Here is a 24475-nt window from a genome sequence, read left to right as displayed (position 1 = left end):
CGTAGAATACCTTAGTACAAGCAACTAGGGACTTTCCGCCTGTCAGTGAAGGAGTGTTAGAATGCAAAAGATTTGTAAGTGCGGACGCACGATGAACCTTCGTCTGCGTACGGTAATTTATCAAAACAAAGTGGATATTGAAAACGTTCCGATTTATTCTTGCGAAACTTGCGCTCGCAGCGAGGTTGTTGCCCATGTGAAGCCTGAGCTTACCGGGCTCATTGCTAAACTGGGGAGCAAGCCGGAGAAACAGCAGCTTTTCTTTCATGAGATTTCGGAAGTGGCGTTCCTTCTCTTGAAAGTGACAGAGAAAGAGCATATCAATGACTCGATGGAAAAAATCGTGGAAGATCGCATCAATGAGCTTTTGGACATTATGCTGCTAGCACAATCACTTGGGGACGAGCCTTGGGCGGAGGAAACTCGGAAACGATTGTCGCAAATTACACAGAGCGCCATTTCCACTTAATCTTCTCAGGGGGCTGTCCCATATGGTCATTATTGGACCTTGGGCACCCTCTTTTTGCTATCAAAGCCCTCCGTTCCCGTCTTATTATGAAAAATATTTGAAATAAGTTTCAAAGCATTTTCATTTTACATTGCAAGATGGATTAATTTGTCGTATCATTACCTTCATATACTAGGTTCGCAGAATACTTTGTGAAAATGGAGAGAGTAACCGTGACCGTAACCATTTATGATGTGGCAAGAGAAGCAGGCGTATCCATGGCAACTGTGTCTCGGGTTGTGAATAACAATCCAAATGTGAAACCGCAAACACGCAAGAAGGTTTTTGAAGCGATCGAGCGTTTGGGTTATCGCCCGAATGCCGTAGCAAGAGGCCTGGCCAGCAAGAAAACGACGACAGTCGGTGTCGTCATTCCCGATATTTCCAACTCAATTTTCGCGGAAGTGGCGCGCGGTATCGAAGATATTGCGAACATGTACCACTACAACATCATTTTGTGTAATGCGGATAAAAAGAAGGAAAAAGAAATTCGCGTTATCAACACGCTGCTGGAGAAGCAAGTCGACGGCCTGCTGTTCATGGGCGGCGTCGTGACGGACGAACACATTCAAGCGTTCCGCACGTCTTCCGTACCGGTTGTGCTATGCGGTACGAAGGATGAGAACCACACGATGCCTTCCGTCGACATCGATCATGAGAAGGCCGCATTTGACGCTGTGACGGTTTTGATTGAGAACGGACATCGCGACATTGCGATGATCTCCGGCACGCTGCAGGACCCGGCTAACGGCTTTGCACGCTATCAGGGTTACAAGCGCGCGCTGGAAACAGCGGGTATTCCGGTTCGCGACGAATACGTGCGCATAGGGAACTACCGTTACGAGTCCAGCGTGGAAGCTGTGAACTACTTCCTCGAGCTGTCGCCAAGACCGACGGCGATCTTCTCGGCAACGGATGAAATGGCCATTGGCGCCATCCACACGATTCAGGACAACGGTTTGCGCGTGCCCCAAGACATCGCCGTGATCTCCGTCGACAACATTCGCATGGCGTCGATGGTGCGCCCGATGCTGACGACTGTGGCGCAGCCGATGTACGATATTGGCGCCGTTTCCATGCGCTTGCTCACCAAATTGATGAACAAGGAATCCACGGACAACATGCAGGTTATTTTGCCGCATGAATTGATTAACCGGAATTCGGTTGCAGCGAAGTCGTAAGATACACGGACAAGCCTCTATCCGAGTCGTTCCTGCCGGGATGACAATGGGATAGGGGTTTTCTTGTGCAAACTATTAGGTAGAGGGAGAAAAAAGAATGACACAGAAAATTGCGCTCATCGGTGCGATGAACGAAGAAATCGAACTGTTGGTTGCCCACATGACAGACATTCGGGAAACCGTCAAAGCAGGCATTACCTTCCGGGAAGGCCGCTTTTATGACAAAGACGTCGTCGTCTGCCGCACAGGCGTCGGCAAAGTGAATGCGGCAGTAACAACACAAATTTTGATTGATCAATTTGGCGCGAGCGCCGTTATTTTTACCGGCGTAGCAGGGGCGGTCGCTCCGGAACTGCAAATCGGGGACATCGTGATTTCCAGCGAATGCATGCAGCATGATATGGACGTGACGGCGCTCGGTTTTGCGCGCGGCATCATCCCGTATGAAGGGACATCCGTCTTTCAAGCGGATTCGCAGCTTGTGGAGTTGGCGGAGGCGTCCGGCGCTCGCTTATTCCCGGGCCGCGTGAAAAAGGGGAGAGTGCTCTCCGGCGACCAGTTCATCGCAAGCCGTGAAATCGTGGCTGGCCTGCATCAAGAGCTTGAAGGCGTTTGTGTGGAAATGGAAGGCGCCGCCGTTGCGCAAGTGTGCTCGATGAACGCGATTCCGTACGTCGTGCTACGCTCCATGTCCGACAAAGCCGATGGCTCGGCGCACGTGAATTTTGCGGAGTTTACGGTGCAAGCTTCTGAGAATTCGTATAAAATGGTCGAGGATATTGTGAAGCATTTGGCGTAATTAGGTGCCGTCCGGCGGAAGTTTGCCGGGCGGCTTTTTGGTTTTTGCTGGGTCTTTTCGGAGCTATCTCCTGACCCTCCTGGACTCATCCGGATCTTTCCGGACTCTTCCAGCCCTTTCGCCCCTAAGGGCCCTTTTCCTGCAAGATATGCAGTAAATTCCCTGGAAACGGTCCAAAATGGTGAAAGACCTGTAAAACCTACATTAAAATTTCGCTGTCCGGCGCTTTTTCCTCGAATATGACGCTGGTAGCAATGATTTACCTGTATGAAATACAGGACTGTTCGCGAAATCTGCTGATTTATCTGGGAATTACTGTACTAAATACAAGATCTCGCCGAATTGTCGCGATGAATTGCGCATAGTTTAGGGAATCACTATGGGAATCCTGCGTAGGCAGAAGAAAAAGCTCAAAACCCCGTTGCTGACCGGCGGAGGTTTTGAGCTTTCTTCATCAGGATGGTTGCTGCTTTATGACCGAAGAGGAACGAGACGACTCTATCTTGCGGATTTTCCTCGATTTGTACCAACAGGCGGAGCGAGGAGGCGCTATTCGGGCGTTCACCTCTCCCAAAAGGGTGAAACGGTACAAATAAGGACCTTTCCACTCCCTTTGAAGTACAAAATCAGCTAGTTTTGCTTAAATAGCTTATCGACGTTCCCTATGGAGGTGGTTAGGCTGCGTACTGCAAACGTCTTAAACGAACCCTCTGGCCGAAGTCTCGCTCCGGTTGCAGCTCAACCTTTGGCTGATCTCATTTCAAGTACATCATCGCGATCTCTTTCGTTTGCCGGTTCTTCTCGGCAATCGCCTGTCGCCGGGGAATCGGCGACCAGGCGTCCACCGGGTCCAGCCAGGTGTCCACCAGCTGGACCGGGCTTTTGCCCTGCCAGGCGTCCAGCCACGCCTGGGGCAGCCTCAGCTGGGGCTCCGCTTCCAGCTGACCCAGCAGCGCCTGCTCGCTCATCACGAGCCAGAGCAGGCTCCAAGCCCGCGGTACGACGCGCCAGATGTCGTACCCGCCGCCCCCGAGCGCGACCCACCGCCCTGCGCACCACTGGTGCGCAAGGCGATGGATAAGCTCGGGCATGGCTTTGTACACGTGCATGGAGCAATGCACGTGCGCGAGCGGGTCGAACGCATGGGCGTCGCACCCATGCTGGGAAATGATCAAATCCGGCTGGAAGCGGGCGATCAGCTCGCCGAGTACCTCGCTGAAACACTCCAGCCACGATTCGTCCTCGGTGTACGGCTCCACCGGGACGTTCACCTTCGTGCCGAACGCTTCGCCTTCGCCGCGTTCGTTCACGGCCCCGGTGCCCGGGAATAAGTATTTCCCGGTCTCGTGAATCGACAGCGTCGCCACCTGCGGGTCGGTGTAAAAGCTCCACTGCACGCCATCGCCGTGATGCACGTCCGTGTCGATGTAGAGCACCTTGGCGCCGTACTTCTCCTTGGCGTAGGCGATGGCGGCGGAGGCGTCGTTGTAGACACAGAAGCCCGCGCCCTTGCTCTGCATCGCATGGTGCAGCCCGCCGCCTAAGTGAAGGGCATGCGGCGCCTCGCCGCTCATCACGAGGTCGACGGCATGCATCGAGCCGCCGACCACATTCGCGGTAATCTCATGCATGCCCGGAAAATACGGCGTATCGTCCGTATCCAGCCCGAAGCGGCCGGCTTCTTTGATCCAGCGCTCCTCCGGGTGCGGGCTGCTCAGCGCTTTGACCGCCTCGATATAGGCGGGCGTGTGTACACGCAGCAGGTCCTGCTCCGTTGCCGCTTGTGCGGTGACGATCGCGCTGTCCGGCAGCGCGCCTGCTTGTCGCAGCAAATCGACGGTCATCGTCAGTCGAAGCTGGTTAAATGGATGGTCGTCATTGAACTTGTATTGGGTTTCCCGTTCGTCATAGATAAAGACGGGCTGCTTATGATTCGTCATGTTCCATATTCCCCCGAATGGACTGCTTGTCATGTGAAGCGGCTAATACATGAAGCGCTGTTGAAAGCGAACGCGGTCAAACTGCTCGACAGAGGCGAGAGGGACATTTTTGCCGATTCTCACCATAAGGCAGTTGGCCGGGTGTGAGCAGATTTCCGGGTCATCGGTCGCAAACCAGACCATGTCGACGCTCTTCATGAGCTTTTCCATCATCTGCCGGTATTCCCACACGGAGAGCTTGCTGTTCTCAAGATCCCAGTGCCAATAATATTCCGTCGTAAACGTAATCACGTTTTCCATTTGATCTTCTTCAAAAGCGAGCTTGATCAATTTCTTGCCAAGCCCAAGAGAGCGGTAATCGTCGGCCACTTCAATCGCGCCAAGTTCGATGAGATCGGGCATGTTGCCTTGCGACCAACGCTCAATCTCGTCCGGATAGTGAAAGGTGACGTAGCCGACAATCGTGGAACCGTCTCTGGCTAATATAATGCGGCCTTCCGGCAGCTCGGCAATTTCGATCAGCGCCTCAAGCTGCTCTTTCGGCCTGCGAAAGGCGTCTAGCTTGGGATGCATGGTGAGCTCGCGGAGATGCCCTGGGGCAACCGGGCCTTCAATGATGATTTCTGGATGATGGGGAGCTGCAAGTAAGCGGTGTGCGTGATAAATTTTGATATGCTCCATAATCTTGGCTCTCCTTTTAAAAAACAGCATAATAAGCAAATTTCCTTTACCAATCGGTCCTACTACTTATATACCAAACTTCCCTTGGAAATCATAGCTAAACTTACCCGTAGGCGAATATTTCTTCTTGTGTTATAATAGAATGTGTCAAAAATCGCTCACATTTTGCGCGAATTCTTCACTAAAATGAAAGCGGTTTTATCTCGTGAGGAGGGTTTGTATTTATGGAAGGTATGAAAGAGGAAATCATTCAAGCGGTATCTTCGAATCCGAATATGGACAATTATGAACAAACTCATGCCAATTTTGATTGGAAAGACATCGAGAAAAACTTTTCCTGGTATGAAACAGGCAAAGTGAACATGGCTTATGAAGCGATTGACCGTCATGCGGAAGGCGGCAAGAAAGACAAAATTGCGCTCTATTACAGTGACGCGACAAGAGACGAGGCTATCACATTCGGACAAATGCGGGACAAGTCCAATCAATTCGGCAACGTGCTCCGCGGTTTGGGAATTGGTAAAGGTGAACGCGTTTTCATTTTCATGCCGCGCACGCCGGAATTGTACTATTCACTTCTGGGCTGCCTCAAAGTCGGCGCTGTGGTAGGTCCGTTGTTCGAAGCGTTCATGGAAACGGCGGTTAAGGACCGTCTGGCGGACAGCGAAGCGGTAGCGATCATTACAACGCCTAGCCAGCTTTCCCGTGTTCCACAAAGCGAGCTGCCGTACTTGAAACACGTTATTCTCGTTGGCGAGAATCTTGAGTTGGGTGAGGGGCATGTTGATTTTCATAAAGAAATGGCGAATGCATCGACAGAACTGGATATCGAATGGCTGGGCCGCGAGGACGGCTTGATCATTCACTACACATCGGGCTCCACCGGTAAGCCGAAAGGCGTGTTCCATGTTCAGAACGCGATGCTGCAGCACTACTATACAGGCAAAATCGTACTCGATCTCAAAGAGGACGACATCTACTGGTGTACGGCCGACCCGGGTTGGGTAACGGGTACATCTTACGGGATTTTCGCACCGTGGCTGAACGGTGTTACGAACGTCATCCGCGGCGGACGTTTCTCTCCGCAGGATTGGTACAACACGCTGCAACGTTACAAAGTTACCGTCTGGTACAGTGCGCCTACCGCGTTCCGTATGCTGATGGGAGCAGGCGACGACGTGTCTGCGGCTTATGACTTGTCCGCGCTGCGTCACGTGCTGAGCGTCGGCGAACCGCTTAATCCGGAAGTCGTGCGTTGGGGCATGAAAGTATACAACCAACGCATTCATGATACTTGGTGGATGACGGAAACAGGCGGCCAGTTAATTTGTAACTATCCGTCCATGGCGATCAAGCCAGGCTCGATGGGCCGTCCGATCCCAGGGGTGGAAGCGGCGATCATCGACGATGCAGGCAACGTACTGCCTCCGAACCGCATGGGCAACCTGGCTATCAAAACGCCTTGGCCGTCCATGATGCGCAAGATCTGGAACAACCCTGCGAAATACGAAGAGTACTTCCGCTTGGCGGGTTGGTACGTATCCGGCGACTCCGCTTACATGGATGAAGACGGCTACTTCTGGTTCCAAGGACGCGTCGATGACGTTATCAACACGGCCGGCGAACGCGTAGGTCCGTTCGAAGTCGAAAGCAAGCTGGTCGAGCATCCAGCAGTTGCTGAAGCCGGGGTTATCGGTAAGCCGGATCCAATGCGCGGCGAAATTATCAAAGCGTTCATCGCGCTGCGCGAAGGCTTTACGCCGTCTGACGAGCTGAAAGCGGACATCGCGAAGTTTGTGAAAGAGGGCTTATCCGCACACGCGGCGCCTCGTGAAATTGAATTCAAAGATAAGCTGCCGAAAACACGCAGCGGTAAAATCATGCGCCGCGTTCTCAAAGCGTGGGAACTGAATTTGCCGACTGGCGACTTGTCAACGATCGAAGACTAGGCAAATGGCTAAATAGCCTTCTCTACACCTTGTATGAGGTGTAGGGGAGGCTGTTTTTATACAAAAAAAGGGCTGCTCCCCGCGGCGTCATTCGCCTTGAGGAGCAGCCCTTTTTGGTTCGTGTTATTGATTATACGCAATGACTGCGGAGAATTTAGACTCTCCCGCATCGTTCACGGCGGTTACTTTGTAGTAGCCGTTGTATACGGCCGCATAATAACGGAATTCCGTCCCGCTGTCTACGGCGCCAAGCTTCGTATAGGTTCCTTTTTCCTTGTCGCTGTAGTACACGTTGTAATGCTTCACTTTATCCTTCGCCGCATTCGCTTTCCAAGAGATGACCAGCGACGGACCGTCCGTTTTCGTTTTCAGGCCGGTAGGGGCGGTAGGGACGTCTTTCGCGTTCGGCTTGTTGCTATTTGTGCTGTCACCGTTCGCGTCGGTATTACCGCTGCCGTTCTCCTGCCCTGGTGTCCCCGGTGTCGGGGAAGGGCCGGCGCCGTTAGGTCCGAGCCCGCTGCCTTCCAGACCCGGGACGAAGAGGGAATCGAGCGTGCTGCCATCCGTATATGCGGCTCGGCTCGGGGTGGATTCCTTACCGGCCACATCCACTGCCGTTACATAATAGCCGGCCACGCCGCCTGCAGGCGGTTGATCGGTAAATTTCGCTTCCCCTCCGGCCATGACGACCTTGCCGCCAAGCAGCTGGAATTTGCCATGGTTGTCAGAACGGTAGATGCGATAACCGACAAGATCTGCTTCTGCACCAGGTTGGAACGTAATCGAGGCGCTATCGCCCGATTTGACCGCCGTGACGTTCGCAGGAGGCTGCGGCGCCTTGCCGTCATCGACACGCGGATCGGTTTCCGATGGTGCATCGACATCGTAATCTTCCGGTTTGTAGAAGTCTAGCGGCTTTCTATTTTTCTCTGGCAGCTTGCTCATGGCAGCTTCGATTTCCTTGAGCAGTTGGGTAATGGATTTTTGCCGTTTGATAACGGTTTTCTCCTGAACGAAATCGGCTGGCGTAGATTCTTGCGCAATATAGTTCAGTCCGCCGAAGGAGCTAACCTTCATTTTGACCATAACGTTATCCGTCTCGGTCGGTAAATATTTCTTGTTGAAAATATCCGTGACTTGCAGATTCGAAGCCGTCGTGAGCTCGCTAGGCAGCATGCCCGACAAGCTGGACACGGTTGCGGATACGATGCCGTCCGGTTTCGCGAACGTTTTGTTCGGGAATAACTCCGGCTTTTGTTCAATCGTTTTGTTCATAATCAAAGCCCAAACGTCTTTGGCGTGATACGTTTGCAGTGTTTTGGAGGACAGCTTGTTGACTGGCTGATCGTAGCCAATCCAGACACCGACCGTAATATCCGGCGTGAAGCCCATGAACCAGGCGTCCGCGTCGTCCTGTGTCGAGCCTGTTTTCCCCGAAATCTCGATCTTGCCGTACGATTTGTATTTCTTCATCAAATCTGTCGCTGTACCTTGGGAGATGACCGTTTTCATCATATCCGTAATCAGATAAGCGGTTTGCGGCGAGTACACCTGCTCCGGTTTCAGCTCATGCTGATAAATCACTTTGCCATTCGAATCCTTGATCTCGCGAATCATGAACGTCTCATTGAAGGTTCCTTTGTTCGGGATCGACGCGTAGGCGCCGGTGAGCTCTTTCACAGAAGTTCCTTTGCTGAGCCCTCCAATTACGCCCGTTTGCGCATAATAGTCATCCTTGGTGATGGATGTGATGCCTAGTTTCTTCGCGAAGTCCCAAGCATTATCGATGCCAACCTTATTCAGAAACACGTCGATGGCCGGAATGTTGTACGATTGGTTCAAAGCTTTTCTCGCTGTCATCAGACCGTGGAACTTATGATCCCAGTTTTCTGGAAGATGGAAGCCTTTTTCACCGTCTTTCAGAATGAGCGGGATATCGTCCAGAATGCTGGCCGGCTGTAAAACACCTTTTTCCAGCGCCGGTATGTAAGCGGCAATCGGCTTCATGGTGGACCCCGGCTGTCTGTAAGCCTGTGTGGCATGATTGAGCTGCTCTTCAAAAAAGTCGCGGCCCTCTATCATTCCTTTAATCGCGCCGGTTTTTGAGTCGATCATGATTGCGCCGACTTGCTCAGGACCTTTTTTCTCGTCGGTCGGAGCGTAGTTTTTCTCGTTGCTGGCAATCTCCTGCATCGAGTCGTAAATCGTTTTGTCGATCGTCGTGTAAATCTGATAGCCGCCGCGCAGCATTTGCGCGTGGACGTTTTTGAGCGCTTCATTGTAAGCCGCTTGATTTTTGACGGGGTCGAGATTTGGCTGCTGCACTTTCAGCAAGATTTTGGCCGCTTCCTGTTCCGTCTCAATCATTAAGTACGGGTACGTCGTGTAAGCCTTTTGCGAAGGTTGCGGCATCGACGATTTGATATCGAACTTCAACGCATCCTGGTACTGTTCATTCGTAATTTTGCTCTCTTCCAGCATCCGTTTAAGAACGAGCTGCTGCCGCGTGATGGCTTTCTTGAAGCCGTCCTCATCGAACGACGGTTTGCTGGTGAACGCCGAGTATTGCGAGGGCGATTGCGGCAGGCCGGCCAAATAGGCGGCTTGTGCGATGTTCAGCTTGTTCAAATCGTCGATGTTGAACAGCCCTTTGGCTGCGGCCTTGATCCCGTACAAGTTGTACCCGGTGGATCCGTTGCCGTAAGGAATTTTGTTCAGATAGGCTAGCAAAATCTCATCCTTGGACATGATCCGCTCCATGCGGAGGGCGAGAAGCAGCTCACGGGCTTTCCGTCCGTCGTCCTTATCCAAGGTTAGGAAGACGCGGCGGGCCAGCTGCTGTGTAATCGTACTGCCGCCGGTCTGAACGTCCTCGTTCAGCAGCTTTTGCGTGACAGCACGGTACAATCCGCGGAAATCAATGCCTCGATGGCTGTAAAAATCAGTATCCTCGATGGAGAGGACAGCATCTAGCAAAATCTGTGGAATGTCGCTGAGCTGCGCCATCCGGCGGTCTTCTTCCGTCCGGAGCTGGCCGATGACGGTGTCATCGTTGAAGTACGCGAAGCCAGTGATGGCATTGTCTTGCATTTGTTGGCGAATCGCCTCTTCACTGCGAACCGGATCGTTTTTGACGAGCGCGCTGACATAGCCGAAAGCAGCGAAGCCGCCAAGCAAGCCGGCCAAGAAGGCGAAAATGATGGCCCATTTTAAGGTAATCCCGGTAACTTTCAACGTCGTTCGTACCCATGGGCGATTCAATTTGGCGAAAAAATTACGCATAAGTTCCAATTTCCTCCTTACATGAACGTTACTAGTATACCACAGTTGCCCAATTTTTGCGTTAAAGAACGGCGAAGGAATAGGGTGATTGGTGTTTGACAACCTGCGGCGGGTATGTTATAACTTTTACAAATGCGAGGACAGATCAGCAGTAGGTAGCTTGCGGATGCTTCCAGAGAGCCGGTGGATGGTGCGAACCGGTACCTGCAGGTTAGTGAATTACGGTCTCGAGCAGCCAGTGGGAACGTGCCGGATTCGCCGAGCATCAGTAGCATGGGCCGATTAAACCCCGTTACCGGTTGTCGAGTGAAAACAGCTTTGCCTATACGAGTGCATAACATAGCCTTCGTAAGCAGTTGTTTTAATTAGGGTGGTACCGCGAGCTAAGTCTTCTCGTCCCTTTGTGGATAAGAAGGCTTTTTTTATTTTTTTAGAAAAAGGAGAGGCTGCAGATGGATGTACTAAAGGATCTGGAATTGCGCGGTTTGCTGAATCAAGTCACAGACCGGGAAGGCTTGGACAAAAAGTTAAAAGAGGAACGCGTTGTTTTGTACTGCGGCTTCGATCCGACGGCGGACAGCTTGCATATCGGCAACTTGCTTATGATCTTGACGCTGCGCCGTTTCCAATTGGCCGGGCACATTCCTTTAGCGCTTGTTGGCGGGGGAACGGGGCTGATCGGTGATCCAAGCGGTAAAGCGAATGAACGCACGCTGAATGGGCCGGAGATTGTCCAAGAATGGTCGCAAAAAATTAAAAACCAACTTTCGCAGTTTCTCGATTTTTCAACAGAGATTGAGAATCCTGCGCAGCTCGTCAATAACTACGACTGGTTAGGCTCGATCAATATCATTGAGTTTTTGCGCGATGTAGGTAAAAACTTTACCGTCAACTACATGCTGGCGAAGGATTCCGTCGACTCCCGGATTGGAAGCGGCATTTCGTTTACAGAGTTCAGCTACATGATTCTTCAAGGGTATGACTTCCTGAAATTGACCGAGCTGAAAAACTGCTCGCTGCAAATCGGCGGAAGCGACCAATGGGGCAATATTACGGCTGGCCTTGAGCTGATCGGCAAAACGGGAGATTTCCGCGCGTTCGGCGCTACGCTCAAGCTGGTGACGAAGAGTGACGGTACGAAGTTTGGGAAGAGCGAAAGCGGCGCGATCTGGCTGGACGGTACCAAAACATCGCCGTACCAGTTCTACCAGTTCTGGCTCGGCACAGCAGATAACGATGTTGTTCGTTTCCTGAAATACTTCACGTTCCTGTCCCTCGAAGAAATTGATCGATTGGAACAGGAAGTGCTCACACAGCCTGAGAAACGCGAAGCGCAAAAAGTGTTGGCTGCAGAAGTCACGAAGCTGGTACACGGCTCGGAAGCGCTGGAGAGCGCAATGAACATCACGGCTGCGCTGTTTAGCGGCAATATCGGTGAGCTGTCCCGCCCTGAAGTTGAGGAAGCGTTCAAGGACGTACCTTCCACGACGCTGGAAAGCGACGATGTCTTGCTGATCGATTTGCTTGTTGCGGTGGGTGCTGCGCCTTCGAAGCGTCAAGCACGTACGGACATTGAAAGCGGGGCCGTTACGGTGAACGGTGCGAAGGTGACGAGCCTGGAGGCCAACGCGGGCGAGCTTGGCCGCATCGGGGATGCGTACCTGGTCATTCGCCGCGGTAAAAAGAATTACTTCCTTGTGCAATTTGCGTAAACGTGCAACAAGGATTAAAAAAAGAACTGGGACTTGGACTTCCCAGTTCTTTTTTGCGTCCAAACAAAAAACAAACCCCTTAGGAAAGTCCCTAAGGGGTTGATTTTATTAACGGCTGTAGAACTCGACGATTTGTTTTTCGTCAATTTCTTGAGGAAGCTCAGCGCGCTCAGGAAGACGAACGTATTTGCCTTCAACAGCAGCTTCGTTGAATTCCAGGTAAGCAGGCACGTGAACGCGGTTAGCAATCGCTTCTTTCACGGAGGAAAGACCTCTGCTTCTTTCACGCAAGGAGATCACGTCGCCAGTGGAAACGATGTAAGAAGCGATGTCCACTTTTTTGCCGTTAACTGTTATGTGACCGTGAGCAACCAGTTGGCGCGCACCAGCACGGGAGTTAGCAAGACCAAGACGGTAAACGAGGTTGTCCAAACGGCTCTCGAGCAAGATCATGAAGTTCTCACCAGCGATACCTTTAAGTTTGGAAGCTTTGTCGAACAGGTTGCGGAATTGTTTTTCGTTCAAACCGTACATGTGACGCAGCTTTTGTTTTTCATTTAATTGAACGCCGTAGCCGCTCACTTTTTTACGTTGTCCTGGGCCGTGTTGACCTGGAGGGAATGGGCGTTTCAAGTCTTTTCCGTTGCCGCTCAAGGAAATACCTACGCGACGGCTAAGTTTAAATTTAGGGCCTGTATAACGTGACATTTAGGAAAAACTCCTTCTCTTGACAATTGGTTTTTGTACTGGCATCTAGATGTCAGGGTGAAGTCAAGTGCCTGATTTTGCTTGCGAATCGATAGATAGGATTCCCTGTCAAGAGTAGTTCAGCCGCTGTCTTGGCAGGAGCAAAAGCAGTGAGGGTGATCACAAATGGCATTCACCGAAATCATGGTGGTACTCGACTTCTTATTTTATTAAAAAGCAGAAGCAGTGTCAAGTAGTTAAGCTTGAAATTCGCTTGAAAATATCGTGTACAACGGCATGTGAAAAATAGTATGATAGAAGCAGTAAATAGGACTATAGTTGTGTAGAGAGGAGAACCTTATGAGTGAGCCACTTCGCAGTCTAATGATACAAGGTCGCGCGGAACACTTTGAAGTGTTTCTCCGGCAAGGCTTAACTCTTTCTCGCAACTGCTCCTGCGAGGAATCTCGTTGGAACGTCGTACTGGCGGGAGCGGTCGGCCAGTGGAAATTGCTGTTCGAAACCACGATGCTTCCCGAACAAACCGCGTTGTTATGCACCGACGGTCAATTGAACGTAGTTGCTTCCTGTTCGTTGGGTCTTCCTTTTCTGGAGCCAATGCTGTTTCCAGGAACAAGCTGGAAGGCATCTGAGAGAGGGGATAATCCGATTGCCCGCTGCACGGCTTCTCCAGGTCTTCACGCCATTGCTGCAGGAAATTACCCGGACAATACGCTGAATGGCTTGATGGGAGCGGCGGTCCCTGTTTACGATGCAGAAGGCAACTTTATTTGTTGTTTGGGACTATTTTCCCAATCTTTTTCTGGAATGGATGAACTTGTGCATTTCTTTTACCAGCTTACTAGCTCGTTTCATAGCTGTATGCTCGCTGCGGTGGAACGAAGTAAATATAAAGATTTAAATTTGCGCTACAAAGAGCGGGAGGCCGAATCGAAAAAGCGCGATATTTTATTCGAAGCTTCGAAAAAGCTGCATGCTCAAATCGACGTTCATTCCGTCTTAACGGAAGTGACGGATTGTATGAACCGCGTTTATCCGAAAAAGCGTGTGGATATTTTGTTGTCCCAAGACAACGACTCGACGAACTTGGCGGTGAAGCCGCTTCATTTTCAACGGTCGGAATCGGATATTCGCACACGCGCTTTCATGGAAGGCCGCGTGATCGTCGATGATGCGACAGGCCATATCGCGGCGCCGCTGAACGGCAAGCAAGGGGTCTATGGTATTCTTTATATGGAATCCGATGGAAATGAGATCCTGCCTTCCGATGTGCAGTTCCTGTCTCAGCTGGCGGATTCCGCGGGTACGGCCTTCGAGAATGCGAAGCTGTACGAGCAGTCGAATTTGATGATCAACGAGCTGCGGCTGATTAACGAGATTACGAAGCAGTTAAATCAAAGCTTGCGCTTGAATGAAATTTTTAATGCGGCTTCCAGTGAAATTTTAAGCATCTTTGGAGCCGATTACAGCTGCCTCCTTCAGAGAGTCAAGGACAGCGAGCGCCTTGTCGTTCAGGCAACGAATTTGCCTGCCATGTTCCATGAGACTTTTACGCTGGATCACGGTTTCTCCGGGCTGATTTATTCTTCCAGGGAACCTGTGATTATTTCCGACTACTGGACAAATAATAAAATTGAATCGAGCCTAATGATGCGTACGAAAGCGCGTTCGTTGATCGGGTCGCCGATCATTGTGAACGGTCAAGTCGAAGGGGTTATCCTCATTGTGCATCACGAGCCGAATTTCTTCTCCTACGACAATTACAAGCTCCTGCAGGTGCTGTCCAGCCATATCGGTCTTGCGATGTCGAACGCATCCTTGCACGCGGAAGTCAAGCGTATGGTCGTTACCGACAATCTGACGGGTCTGTATGCGCGGCATTACCTCGACGAGCAAGCGAACGCCATGCAGAAGAAAGATTTTTGCGGTTCGCTGATTGTTGTCGATATTGACAACTTCAAACGGGTCAACGATACGTACGGGCATCAGGTCGGCGATAAAATTTTGATTCAGGTGAGCCAGATCATCAAATCCAGCATCCGCGACAGTGATATTGCTGCGAGATGGGGTGGGGAGGAGCTGGCGATCTACTTGCCGCAGGTGACGAAGGATCAGACCGTGCGGATTGCCGAACGGATCCGGACGAGAGTGCTGCAGGAGACGCAGCCGCAAGTGACGGTTTCCTGCGGCGTATCGGACTGGAACTGGGACGAGGAGAAAATCAGCGTCGAGTCGCTTTTCTACAGGGCGGATATGGCGCTATATCAAGCGAAGAACAATGGGCGCAACCAAATCCAAATCGGCTGAATATAACGATGTGCCTGCCCGAGCGGCAGGTGCATTTTCTTTTTTTGAACATCCTGCATACAAGGGGAAAGCGAAGAAGAAGCCTCTTCCTGAACGTCTCGCAACATGTTACAATGATTGGGTCAAGGGGAGGTTGGTCGAATTTTGTCGGCAGCTAATAAAAAGCGTACAGGATTGATTCTCATCGTCACGATTGTGGCGGTTGGGCTGATTTACTTTTTCTTTTTCACTCATCTGGGGACGAAGCTGGCTCACAGTAATATGCGTCAGCTAGCCGGACATTTGAGGGAAATTGGATGGCCGGGTAAAATTATCGGGATGTTATTGATTTTTTTTCAAACCTTCTTTCCTTTTATTCCGTTTGTTGTCGTCGCAGGCACGAATGTTGCCATCTTTGGCATCAAAACAGGATTTCTCGTGAATTATGTGATGTCGGTTCTGGGAGCCGTGGCCTCGTTTTATTTTGCGCGGTATTATGGACATGCTTGGGTGGAGAGAAAACTGGAGCGTTTTCCGCTCGTCACGCAGTTCAGCAAACGGATGGAGCGGCAAGGCTTTATCTATGTGCTCATCGGCCGTTTAATCCCGATTCTGCCGTCCTCCGCTATTAACTTTTCGGCAGGCCTTACACGCATGAAGTTCAGCCATTTTCTGTGGGCGACAGTGATCGGCAAGCTTCCGATGATTTTGTTGGAATCGATGATTGCGCACGATCTGTTTCATTTTAAAGAATTCAAAGGAAGATTGCTGCTTTTACTAGGAATTCTGGTGGTGCTGCTGGTCATTGGGAACAGTGCGAAGAGAGCGCTTGCACCGAAAACGAAGTAAAGGCTTTCATACAGGAGAATGCAGGAAATTTTATAGTTGCTTCCCATGCTTTTCCACGCTATCATAGAGAGAGCAAGCCGAACAATTCATTCTTAGTGAGTAAATGGAGGAGTTTCCTATGCCAAGTGCTAACAATGCAGCAATCGTAGAGATTTCACAAACAGCGAATAAATTCAGATCGTCCATCGTACTTCAATACGACAATAAGTATATTGATGTTAAGAGTATTCTGGGCCTGTTCACTACATTGATCAGCTCCAGCAAATATGACTTGCACGTGCACGGACCGGATGCAGACGAAGCGAAAGCCGCAATGGCGGAAGTTTTTGCAAAGCACAACCTTGAAATTAACGTTGTTGAAGAATAGGCTTTGTGAAAAAAGAAGGTATTCTCAGAATCTCTGAGGGTACCTTCTCTTGTATATTGCGTCAATTTCGCTTAATATAGATCATATAAGGACGGATGACTATACGTATAGGGGGAAGTTGGAATGTCTTCATCTGATCTATTGCTCGACATGAATCAAAAGGCGCTAAATCTTCTCCAAGAAGATGCAGATAAAATCGAAAAGCTGATCGAAGTGCAGATGGGGAATTTGACAACACGTCAATGTCCATTATACGAAGAGGTTTTAGATACGCAGATGTACGGACTTTCGCGAGAAATTGATTTTGCGATTCGCGCCGGGCTGATTTCTGAAGCCCCTGGCAAGCAAATTCTCAGCAAGCTGGAGCGCAATCTTGCTCAGCTGTATGAAGCGTTGAACAAAAAAAGTAACCCGTAGCGGGTTACTTTTTTTTGTCTAGACGAGGAAGAACACAACGCCTAAGATGATGTAGACGATCAGCAGGAGCATGCCTTCGTACCAGTTGGTAGAGCCGTCCTGCGTAATTGATTTGGTGATGAAAACGGCCACGCCGATCGCCGCAATCTCATAGGTCGAGAAGACGATGTTCATCGGTGTGCCGCTGACGAAAAAGCTGAGCAGAATAAGCACTGGCGCGACGAACAGCGCGATCTGGAGCGAACTGCCGATGGCGATTTCGACGGCTGCGCCCATTTTGTTCTTGAGCGCCATCATGACCGCTGCGCTGTGCTCCGCCGCATTGCCAATAATGGCGATGAGGAACGCCCCGACGAACAGTTCGGACAAACCGAACTTATGGGTGACTTCTTCCAGCGTGCCGACCAGCCATTCGCTCGTGAAGGCGACCATAACGGTGGCAACGAAGAGAAACAGGATAGACATGCCTTTGGACCAGGCGGCTTCTCCGTGTTCGATCGCTTCGTCGGAGAGCAGGCTCTTATGCGTCACCATGGAGAAGAACAGCCAGAGCAGATAAGCAGCGATGAGCAGAATGGCGACGATCATGCTCATGTTTGACGTTTCTTTCGTCGTCAACCCGCCGGTGAAAATCGCTGGAATGAACAGCGCGACGACAGCCAGAATCATCAGCGACGAGTTGTGCGAGGCCAGATTGACGTTGAACTTCTGTTCTTTAAATTTGAGGCCCCCGGTGAAAATACTGAGGCCAAGCACTAGCAGCAGGTTCCCGATGATGGCACCGGTCAAGCTGGCTTTGACAACGTCGTAGAGTCCATCCTTCACAAGGAAGAACGCAATGATGAGCTCGGCTGCGTTGCCGAAGGTGGCATTGAGAAAGCCGCCCATCCGCTCGCCGGCATAGTGCGCCACGCTTTCCGTCGCTTTGCCCAGAAAGCCGGCTACGAAAATGATCGCGATACACGCGATGATGAATTGCAGCGTCGTGTTCATATGCGCATAATGAGCGATCCCTGCGAAAATGAAGAAGACGAGCAGGCCTGCATAAAACAGTTTCCCTTTCACCGATAACCCTCCGAATCCTGATTCGTAACTCTCTGCAATTGGAATGATTTAACTGTCTTCTACTATACCTACTTTGCTTAGGAATGTAAATTCACTGAGGGCAAAAAGGCAGTTCTTGCTTTCGGCTCATGATCTCATTACAATAGATTTATACCAAGTTTAGGGAGTGATCCGTATGTCCGAAGACAATCAAACCGGTTTAATTCGTATTTCAGATGACGTAGTATCGACTATTGCAGGGCTGGCTGCTCTGGAAACTCCAGGCATAGCCGGCATGTCAGGGGGCATCTCGGAAGGTCTCGCTAAGCGTCTCAGCGGTAAGAACGTACAGCGCGGCGTTTCGGTCGAGGTCGGTCAAGTCGAAGCGGCGATTGATTTACGGGTCATTGTCAAGTACGGCTCCCGCATTCAGGACGTGTGCAGAGATTTGCAAGAAAATGTACGTGAAGCTGTTGAAAATATGACTGGACTGAATGTCGTGGAAGTCAACGTGAAAGTGGAAGGCGTCGCGTTTAAAGAAGAAGAGACGCCGGAAGATCCGCTTCGCGTAAAATAAGAAAAGACCTTGATTAGCCTTTTACGGCGGTCAAGGTCTTTTTTGATGACGTGGGCGCTTCTTTCATCGACTGCTCCCGCGAAATGCCAAGAATGATGCCCATGGAGATGAGCGAGACCATCATGGAGGAGCCGCCCGCGGAAATGAACGGAAGCGTAACCCCGGTCAGCGGGATTGTGCCGGTCACACCGCCGATGTTAATAAACGCTTGAAAAGCGAACATGACCATAATGCCGACACCGGTCAGCATGCCGAACATGTCCGGACACCGCACCGCGATGAGCAGCCCACGCCAAATGAAGATGAGGTAGGCGAGGATGAACACCGCGCTGCCGATAAAACCGAGCTCTTCGCCGATAATGGCAAAGATGAAGTCGTTGTGCGCTTCAGGCAAATAGTGAAGCTTCTGAATGCCTTGTCCGAAACCGGCGCCGGTAAGGCCTCCGTGGCCAAACGCATACAGGGACTGCACGACTTGCAAACCATCGCCCTGCGGATCAGCAAACGGGTCCATGAAGGAGGTCAGCCGACCGATCCGGTAACTGGAACTTGCATCTCCAAAGATAAAGTACAGGCAGAGGGCAAATGCCGCAATGACCGCGACCGTCACGCCAAGGAAGAAAATATGCTTGAGATTCGCGCCGCCGACTACGATGACAATTGCGGCACAAGCCAGCAAAATCATGCACGAGCCAAAATCCGGCTGCAGAATGATCAGGCCGCAGACAAACCCTACGACGAGGAGGGCGGGCAGGAGCCCTTTTTTGAAGCTGCGGAACTTCTCTTCCTTGTTGGAGATCAGTGAGGCCAGGTACATAATGACGATCAGCTTGGCAAATTCCGTCGGTTGAATGCCGTAACGGCCTAGCGTATACCAGGAACTAGCACCGTTCGCTTTGCCTGTGAAGACAACGAAAACAAGCGCGATGACAATCATGACAAAAATCGGAATGACCAGCTTTTTAATCTTGGTGTAATGGATATTCATGCAGAACAACATACCGACGACACCGATGCCGACCGCGAACAGCTGCTTTCTCGTAAACAGCCAGGGATCGTCCCAGCGGTAAGCGCTTGTCATTGAGCTGGCACTGAATACCATGGCAAGGCCGAAACAAACGAAAACGAAGGTTAAAAATAGCAGCAGAAAATCCGGCGTTCCTCTGCGAGGTGGATTCATGCTGACCCCCCTGTCTATTCAGCCAGTTCGTTTCTCAGCTGATCGAGCTTTTGTTTGGAAAGCTTCAGGATGTTCTCAGGAATGGGGGAGTTGTAGTCCAGTCCGTGAGGGAATGTTTCTCTTCCGATGTATGTATCTTCTACATAAAGAACGGCATAAGGGGACTCCAGCTTGCCGGATTCCACGCGCGTGTTGACACGCAAGAAGTACACGCTTTTGCTCGCTTTATCTTCCATTTTGAAATCATAAGTCGCGCGTGTGTATTCCCACTGCCAGCGTACGAATCCAAGTTTGGTCGTAACTTCATCCAGGTGAGCCAAATCGCTTTTCAGGCCTTTCAAGCCAGGTGCTTCAATAATCAAAATTAACGCCTCCATCTTGTACGTATGCATTCTTTATTCATGATAGTATGTTTCACATGGTTCTGCAAGTCGCTAAGGTTTCTTAAATTCTAATATTTGATGGCACTTTAGAGATGAAACGGATGCGGGAATTTGATAGAATAGATGGAAAGACTTGAATCTGATCGTAAGTAAAGGTTGTTCATGAAGGAGATGGGAGTTCCTAATGCATATATTTGAAGCCGATTTGCAAGCTGTCTATGAAGAGATGGTCGAATGGAGACGCTATTTGCATCGTCATCCAGAGCTGTCCTATCAGGAGGTTGAAACCGCCAAGTTTGTGGCGAACCACCTACGCAACTGGGGCATTGAAGTGCGCACGGGCGTAGGCGGCAACGGCGTTGTCGGCTTGCTGCGCGGTGGAAGCGCGGGACCGACGGTCGCCCTTCGCGCGGACATGGATGCGCTGCCGATCCAAGATGAGAAGACAGGCTGCGCGTATGGCTCCACGCGAGCCGGCATTATGCATGCCTGCGGCCACGATGCGCATACCTCGACGCTGCTGGCTATTGCGAAAGTGACGCGCGCGCGCCGCGAGGAAATAAAGGGGAATCTCGTATTCCTGTTCCAGCATGCGGAAGAGATTTCCCCTGGCGGCGCCAATTCGATGATTGAAGCCGGCGCGCTGGAGGGCGTAGATGCTGTGTACGGCGTGCATCTGTGGACACCGTTCCCTGTGGGTCACGTGTATACGCGTCCCGGAGCGTTTATGGCCGCACCGGACGAGTTCGCGATCCGCATTCAAGGGAAGGGTGGGCACGGGGGGCTGCCGCACCAGACGATCGACAGCGTCTATATCGCGTCCCAACTCGTTGTGAACCTGCAAGGGATCGTGAGCCGCCAAGTCGATCCGATTGAATCCTGCGTCGTGAGCGTAGGCGCGATCCACGGCGGGACGAGCTTCAATGTGATCGCGGAGTCTTGTGCGCTGAGCGGCACAGTGCGGACCTTTAACCCTGCGCTGCGCGAGGAGGTCCGAGCGCGTATCGAACGCATTACGCACGCGACGTGCGAGATGTCGCAGGCCTCGTACGAGCTGGATTACAAGCTCGGCTATCCGACAGTTGTGAACGATGCGCAGGAAGCGCAGCGGTTTACGAAGGTCGGCGCCGCTTTGTTCGGCGAAGATCGCGTGCATGAATCTCCTCCTATTATGGCCGGCGAGGACTTTTCCTATTATTTGCAGCATAAACCGGGCTGCTTCATGTTCGTAGGCGCCGGGAACGTGGAGCGCGGCATTGTGCATCCGCACCATCACCCGAAATTCGATATTGACGAAGCTTCGATGCTGAATGCGGCGAATTTGCTGATCGGCATGGCGCTTGATTATATGGCGAACAACTGAGAAGAAGGCATTCACCTGACAAGGTGGATGCCTTTCGTGCGTTCAGCAGCAGGCATTTTGCCTCTCTTCGAGGGGATGGCACGGCGCTCTTTTACCGCTGCAAAAATTTCTGCTTTACACAAAATCCCAATGGATCCATAATACATGCGTGAAGAAAAGGGGGATCTACTTACTGATGAAGACGAGAACAGACAGCCCTCCCATCGGATTTATCATTTTGGATGCGGCTTGGAACTTCAAATATGTGAACGATTTTGGCGCACAAGTATTGAACCGGAAGCCCGCCGATCTGATCGGCAAGCATGTGTGGACAGAGTTTCCTAAAGCAGTCCGGCATGCGGTGTATCACCTTTTAATGCAAGTAAGAACAACTGAGGAAGAAGTGCAATTTGAAGAGTTTGTAAAGCCGTCGGGCATGTGGGTCCATGTAAATGCATATTGTGTAAGCGATTGCATACATGTGGTGATTCGGCAGATTCAGATGATTGAGCGGGAAGCTACGCTGCAAAGTGAATTTTTTTATAAGTATACAGCCCATGTACAAGATTTAATTATGCTGACGACGGATGACGGCATGATTCGCTACGTCTCTCCTTCCATTGACCGGTTGCTGGGCTACGAGGATGTTGATGTCATAGGTACGAATGTGCTTGATTACTGTTATGAAGGAGATCTGAACGCGCTGCAGGGCAGCTATCTGGCCGAATTTGATGAAGCGAACAGGGGCAAGGGCACAGTGACGTGCAGGTTTTTACATAAGCAGGGCGGGGCTGTGTGGTTCGAAAACAATTTTAACTGGTTGGTCAATGAGGAAGGCGAGCGGAGTGAAAAGCTGGGGATTTGGCGGGATGTGACTGAGCGGAAACATATTGAAGAGGAGCTGACCAAGAGCAAAGCAAATCTGGAGATGGCGCACGAAATCGCCGGTTTAGGTCATTATGATTGGGATATCCTAAACAACGTTGTGTACGCTTCGCAAAGCCTGCTTGCGATTTTCGGCTTGGAGTCGGATACGCTGCAGCTGCCGGTTGAAGCCTTTTTCGAGCGCATTCATCCCCAGGATGTGAAGCTGTTGCAGGAAGACATTGAGAAAGCGTTTCAAACGGGCTCGATGAATTCCTCGTACCGTATTATGCTGGATGGCGGGCAGAAGCGGCGCATTTTTCACACGCTGGCGAGAACGACCTATGACGAGGCCGGCAGGCCGGTTCGATTTTTCGGAACCTCGCAGGACATCACGCTGCAAAAGCAAACGGAGGAGCTTCTCCGCAAGGCGGAAAAGCTGAACGTCGCCGGGCAGCTGGCGGCCGGGATCGCGCATGAAATCCGCAACCCGCTGACGTCGCTGAAAGGCTTTGCCAAGCTGATGTGCCATGCGGGAGAGGACAACAAGCAGCGCTACTATACGATTATGCAGGACGAGTTTAACCGGATCGAACTGATTCTTGGCGAGCTTCTGATATTGGCGAAGCCCCAGGTAGTTCAGTATTTGCCGTACGCGCCGCTCACGATTCTGGAAGATGTCATCGCGCTCCTTAATACGGAGGCGGTGCTCAAGAACGTCCAGATTGAATGGACGTACGAACCGGATTTGCCGCTGGTGCTGTGCGAGCAGAATCAATTGAAGCAAGTTTTTGTCAATGTGATCAAAAATGCGATTGAAGCGATGAAAGATGGCGGAAGCCTCACGATTCATGTTCGCCGATGCCCGGAAGGCGTATGCCTGACCTTCGTGGATCAGGGGCACGGTATTCCGGAGGACCGGCTGCCTCGCATCGGAGAACCTTTTTACACGACGAAAGAAAAAGGGACGGGCCTCGGCATGATGGTCAGCTTCACCATTATCGAAGAACACCGGGGCTCTATCCGGTACGAAAGTCAGGTGGGCGTCGGGACGACGGTCAGCATCTTTTTGCCCGGTCAGGAAGGGAACTGTCAAAGTTTGCAATAAGGTTGTCAATTCGTGACAAGATGCCGCCCGCCAAATGTGCTAAAGTGAAAACGTGCTCAATGAAACAATCTGACAAAGAAAAGGTGACGAACCGTGGACAAAGTAAGAATTGGTATTATCGGCCTGGGGAATATGGGTACGGGCCATGCCAACTATTTGGTGAAAAACGAAGTCAAAGGTGCGGAGCTCACAGCGATTTGCGAGTTCAGACCGGATCGCCTGGAATGGGCCAAAGAAAACCTTAGCGGCGATATCAAGCTGTTTGACGATCTGGATGCGTTTCTGACATCCGGTTTGATTGACGGCGTACTGATTGCAACGCCTCACTACGATCACCCTTCGATCGCCATTAAAGCGTTCGCAGCAGGTCTGCACGTCCTTTGCGAGAAGCCGGCGGGCGTCTACACGAAGCAAGTTCGTGAAATGAACGAAGCGGCGAAAGCGTCAGGCAAAGTTTTCAGCATGATGTACAACCAGCGTACAAATCCTTTATATAAAAAATTGAAAGACCTCGTAGCCTCCGGCGAGCTTGGCGAAATCCGCAGAACGAACTGGATCATCACGAATTGGTACAGATCCCAGAGCTATTACGATTCCGGCGGCTGGCGCGCAACTTGGGCGGGCGAAGGCGGCGGTGTGCTGATCAACCAGGATCCGCATCAGCTTGACCTGTGGCAGTGGACGATCGACATGATGCCGAAGCGCGTTCGCGCATTCTGCTACTTCGGGAAGCACCGCAATATCGAGGTTGAAGACGATGTAACGGCATTCGTGGAGTATGAAAACGGGGCTACAGGCCTGTTCGTAACAACAACCGGCGAAGCACCGGGAACGAACCGGTTCGAGCTGTCTGGCGACCGCGGCAAAATCGTGATCGAAGACGGCAAGCTGACGTTCTGGCGTCTGCGCGTATCCGAGCGCGAATTCAATGAAACGTACAAAGGCGGTTTCGGCCAACCGGAAGTATGGAAATGTGAGATTCCGGTCGAAGGCAAGGAAACAAGCCACAGCGGTATTACGCAAAACTTTGTCGATGCGATTCTGCACGGCACGCCGCTTGTTGCGCCTGGGGAAGAGGGCATTAAAGGCCTCATGCTGTCCAACGCGATGCTGCTGTCCACATGGACGGACAACTGGGTGGATCTGCCGATTGACGAGGAGCTGTTCTACGAACATCTGCAAGCGCGGATCAAAGAGTCCAAATCGAGCAAAGAAGCGAATTCCTACCAAACGCTGGATGTCAGCGGCACTTCAAAATCTTAAGAGCTCCCTGATTAGGGGCGCTGTCGGAGGATCAG

Annotated in this window: 20 protein-coding genes and 1 other annotated feature; of the genes, 13 read left to right on the top strand and 7 right to left on the bottom strand. The window is 51.3% G+C overall.

Translation table 11 applies throughout. The features are described from left to right. Positions 1–61: 61 nt before the first annotated feature. The 3 genes from ABE504_RS05180 to ABE504_RS05170 all read left to right on the top strand — a co-directional run bounded on the left by ABE504_RS05180 (position 62) and on the right by ABE504_RS05170 (position 2488). Positions 62–469 (top strand): hypothetical protein, encoded by a 408-nt coding sequence (locus ABE504_RS05180; protein WP_430085433.1) that lies wholly within the window; start codon positions 62–64, stop codon positions 467–469. 212 nt (positions 470–681) lie between these two features. Further along, positions 682–1689, top strand: a complete 1008-nt coding sequence (ccpA, locus tag ABE504_RS05175; RefSeq protein ID WP_430085430.1) for a catabolite control protein A — start codon at positions 682–684, stop codon at positions 1687–1689. Between the two features lie 97 nt (positions 1690–1786). Further along, positions 1787–2488 carry a 5'-methylthioadenosine/adenosylhomocysteine nucleosidase gene (locus ABE504_RS05170; RefSeq protein WP_430085427.1) on the top strand — a complete coding sequence of 234 codons (702 nt, stop codon included), beginning with the start codon at positions 1787–1789 and terminating at the stop codon, positions 2486–2488. 755 nt (positions 2489–3243) lie between these two features. On the opposite strand, the gene ABE504_RS05165 is transcribed toward ABE504_RS05170, so the two are convergent. Both ABE504_RS05165 and ABE504_RS05160 read right to left on the bottom strand, forming a co-directional pair. Beyond that, positions 3244–4428, bottom strand: a complete 1185-nt coding sequence (locus tag ABE504_RS05165) for an acetoin utilization protein AcuC (protein WP_430085424.1) — start codon at positions 4426–4428, stop codon at positions 3244–3246. Positions 4429–4470: 42 nt separating this feature from the next. Beyond that, the gene (locus ABE504_RS05160; RefSeq protein ID WP_430085421.1) at positions 4471–5109 is read right to left on the bottom strand and encodes a GNAT family N-acetyltransferase; all 639 of its coding nucleotides are present in this window, start codon (positions 5107–5109) and stop codon (positions 4471–4473) included. Positions 5110–5333: 224 nt separating this feature from the next. Here ABE504_RS05160 and acsA point away from each other — a divergent pair, with 224 nt between their 5' ends. Further along, complete coding sequence (gene acsA / locus ABE504_RS05155) at positions 5334–7058, top strand: acetate--CoA ligase (protein WP_430085418.1); 1725 nt, start codon at positions 5334–5336, stop codon at positions 7056–7058. Between the two features lie 123 nt (positions 7059–7181). On the opposite strand, the gene ABE504_RS05150 is transcribed toward acsA, so the two are convergent. Continuing rightward, positions 7182–10340: a transglycosylase domain-containing protein gene (locus ABE504_RS05150; RefSeq protein WP_430085415.1), complete on the bottom strand. Its 3159-nt coding sequence runs from the start codon at positions 10338–10340 to the stop codon at positions 7182–7184. Between the two features lie 128 nt (positions 10341–10468). Continuing rightward, positions 10469–10744, top strand: a binding site (T-box leader). Positions 10745–10792: 48 nt separating this feature from the next. On the opposite strand from ABE504_RS05150, the gene tyrS reads away from it, so the two are divergent. After that, positions 10793–12052, top strand: coding sequence for a tyrosine--tRNA ligase (gene tyrS, locus ABE504_RS05145; RefSeq protein WP_430085412.1), 1260 nt, complete (start codon positions 10793–10795; stop codon positions 12050–12052). A gap of 108 nt (positions 12053–12160) precedes the next feature. Here tyrS and rpsD read toward each other — a convergent pair whose 3' ends face one another. Then, positions 12161–12760, bottom strand: a complete 600-nt coding sequence (gene rpsD / locus ABE504_RS05140) for a 30S ribosomal protein S4 (protein ID WP_430085409.1) — start codon at positions 12758–12760, stop codon at positions 12161–12163. 339 nt (positions 12761–13099) lie between these two features. On the opposite strand from rpsD, the gene ABE504_RS05135 reads away from it, so the two are divergent. The 4 genes from ABE504_RS05135 to ABE504_RS05120 all read left to right on the top strand — a co-directional run bounded on the left by ABE504_RS05135 (position 13100) and on the right by ABE504_RS05120 (position 16679). Then, a complete protein-coding gene (locus ABE504_RS05135; RefSeq protein WP_430085405.1) occupies positions 13100–15067 on the top strand; it encodes a sensor domain-containing diguanylate cyclase in 1968 nt (655 codons plus the stop codon). Between the two features lie 144 nt (positions 15068–15211). Then, positions 15212–15895, top strand: a complete 684-nt coding sequence (locus ABE504_RS05130) for a TVP38/TMEM64 family protein (RefSeq protein ID WP_430085402.1) — start codon at positions 15212–15214, stop codon at positions 15893–15895. Between the two features lie 118 nt (positions 15896–16013). Continuing rightward, entirely contained in the window at positions 16014–16262 is a 249-nt protein-coding gene (locus ABE504_RS05125; RefSeq protein WP_126144468.1) for an HPr family phosphocarrier protein, read from the top strand. 123 nt (positions 16263–16385) lie between these two features. Beyond that, positions 16386–16679 carry a YlaN family protein gene (locus ABE504_RS05120; RefSeq protein ID WP_126144469.1) on the top strand — a complete coding sequence of 98 codons (294 nt, stop codon included), beginning with the start codon at positions 16386–16388 and terminating at the stop codon, positions 16677–16679. Positions 16680–16697: 18 nt separating this feature from the next. On the opposite strand, the gene cax is transcribed toward ABE504_RS05120, so the two are convergent. Further along, the gene (gene cax / locus ABE504_RS05115; RefSeq protein ID WP_430085398.1) at positions 16698–17744 is read right to left on the bottom strand and encodes a calcium/proton exchanger; all 1047 of its coding nucleotides are present in this window, start codon (positions 17742–17744) and stop codon (positions 16698–16700) included. Between the two features lie 175 nt (positions 17745–17919). Here cax and ABE504_RS05110 point away from each other — a divergent pair, with 175 nt between their 5' ends. Beyond that, positions 17920–18300: an Asp23/Gls24 family envelope stress response protein gene (locus tag ABE504_RS05110; RefSeq protein WP_430085395.1), complete on the top strand. Its 381-nt coding sequence runs from the start codon at positions 17920–17922 to the stop codon at positions 18298–18300. Between the two features lie 13 nt (positions 18301–18313). Here ABE504_RS05110 and ftsW read toward each other — a convergent pair whose 3' ends face one another. Next, the gene (gene ftsW / locus ABE504_RS05105; RefSeq protein ID WP_430085391.1) at positions 18314–19480 is read right to left on the bottom strand and encodes a putative lipid II flippase FtsW; all 1167 of its coding nucleotides are present in this window, start codon (positions 19478–19480) and stop codon (positions 18314–18316) included. Between the two features lie 14 nt (positions 19481–19494). Then, positions 19495–19842, bottom strand: coding sequence for a YugN family protein (locus ABE504_RS05100; RefSeq protein WP_126144473.1), 348 nt, complete (start codon positions 19840–19842; stop codon positions 19495–19497). Positions 19843–20047: 205 nt separating this feature from the next. Here ABE504_RS05100 and ABE504_RS05095 point away from each other — a divergent pair, with 205 nt between their 5' ends. The 3 genes from ABE504_RS05095 (at position 20048) to ABE504_RS05085 (ending at position 24440) form a co-directional block, all read left to right on the top strand. Next, positions 20048–21226: an amidohydrolase gene (locus ABE504_RS05095; RefSeq protein ID WP_430085388.1), complete on the top strand. Its 1179-nt coding sequence runs from the start codon at positions 20048–20050 to the stop codon at positions 21224–21226. Between the two features lie 175 nt (positions 21227–21401). After that, complete coding sequence (locus ABE504_RS05090) at positions 21402–23177, top strand: PAS domain S-box protein (RefSeq protein WP_430085385.1); 1776 nt, start codon at positions 21402–21404, stop codon at positions 23175–23177. A 93-nt stretch (positions 23178–23270) separates the two neighbouring features. Then, a complete protein-coding gene (locus ABE504_RS05085; RefSeq protein WP_430085382.1) occupies positions 23271–24440 on the top strand; it encodes a Gfo/Idh/MocA family protein in 1170 nt (389 codons plus the stop codon). The last annotated feature ends 35 nt before the right edge of the window (positions 24441–24475 follow it).

It is taken from the genome of Paenibacillus oryzisoli (genome assembly GCF_050467285.1).
In the GTDB taxonomy this organism is placed as follows: Bacteria; Bacillota; Bacilli; order Paenibacillales; family NBRC-103111; genus Paenibacillus_E; species Paenibacillus_E oryzisoli_A.
Note: the sequence above shows the minus strand (reverse complement) of the source record. Positions and strands in the feature narration are given on the sequence as shown.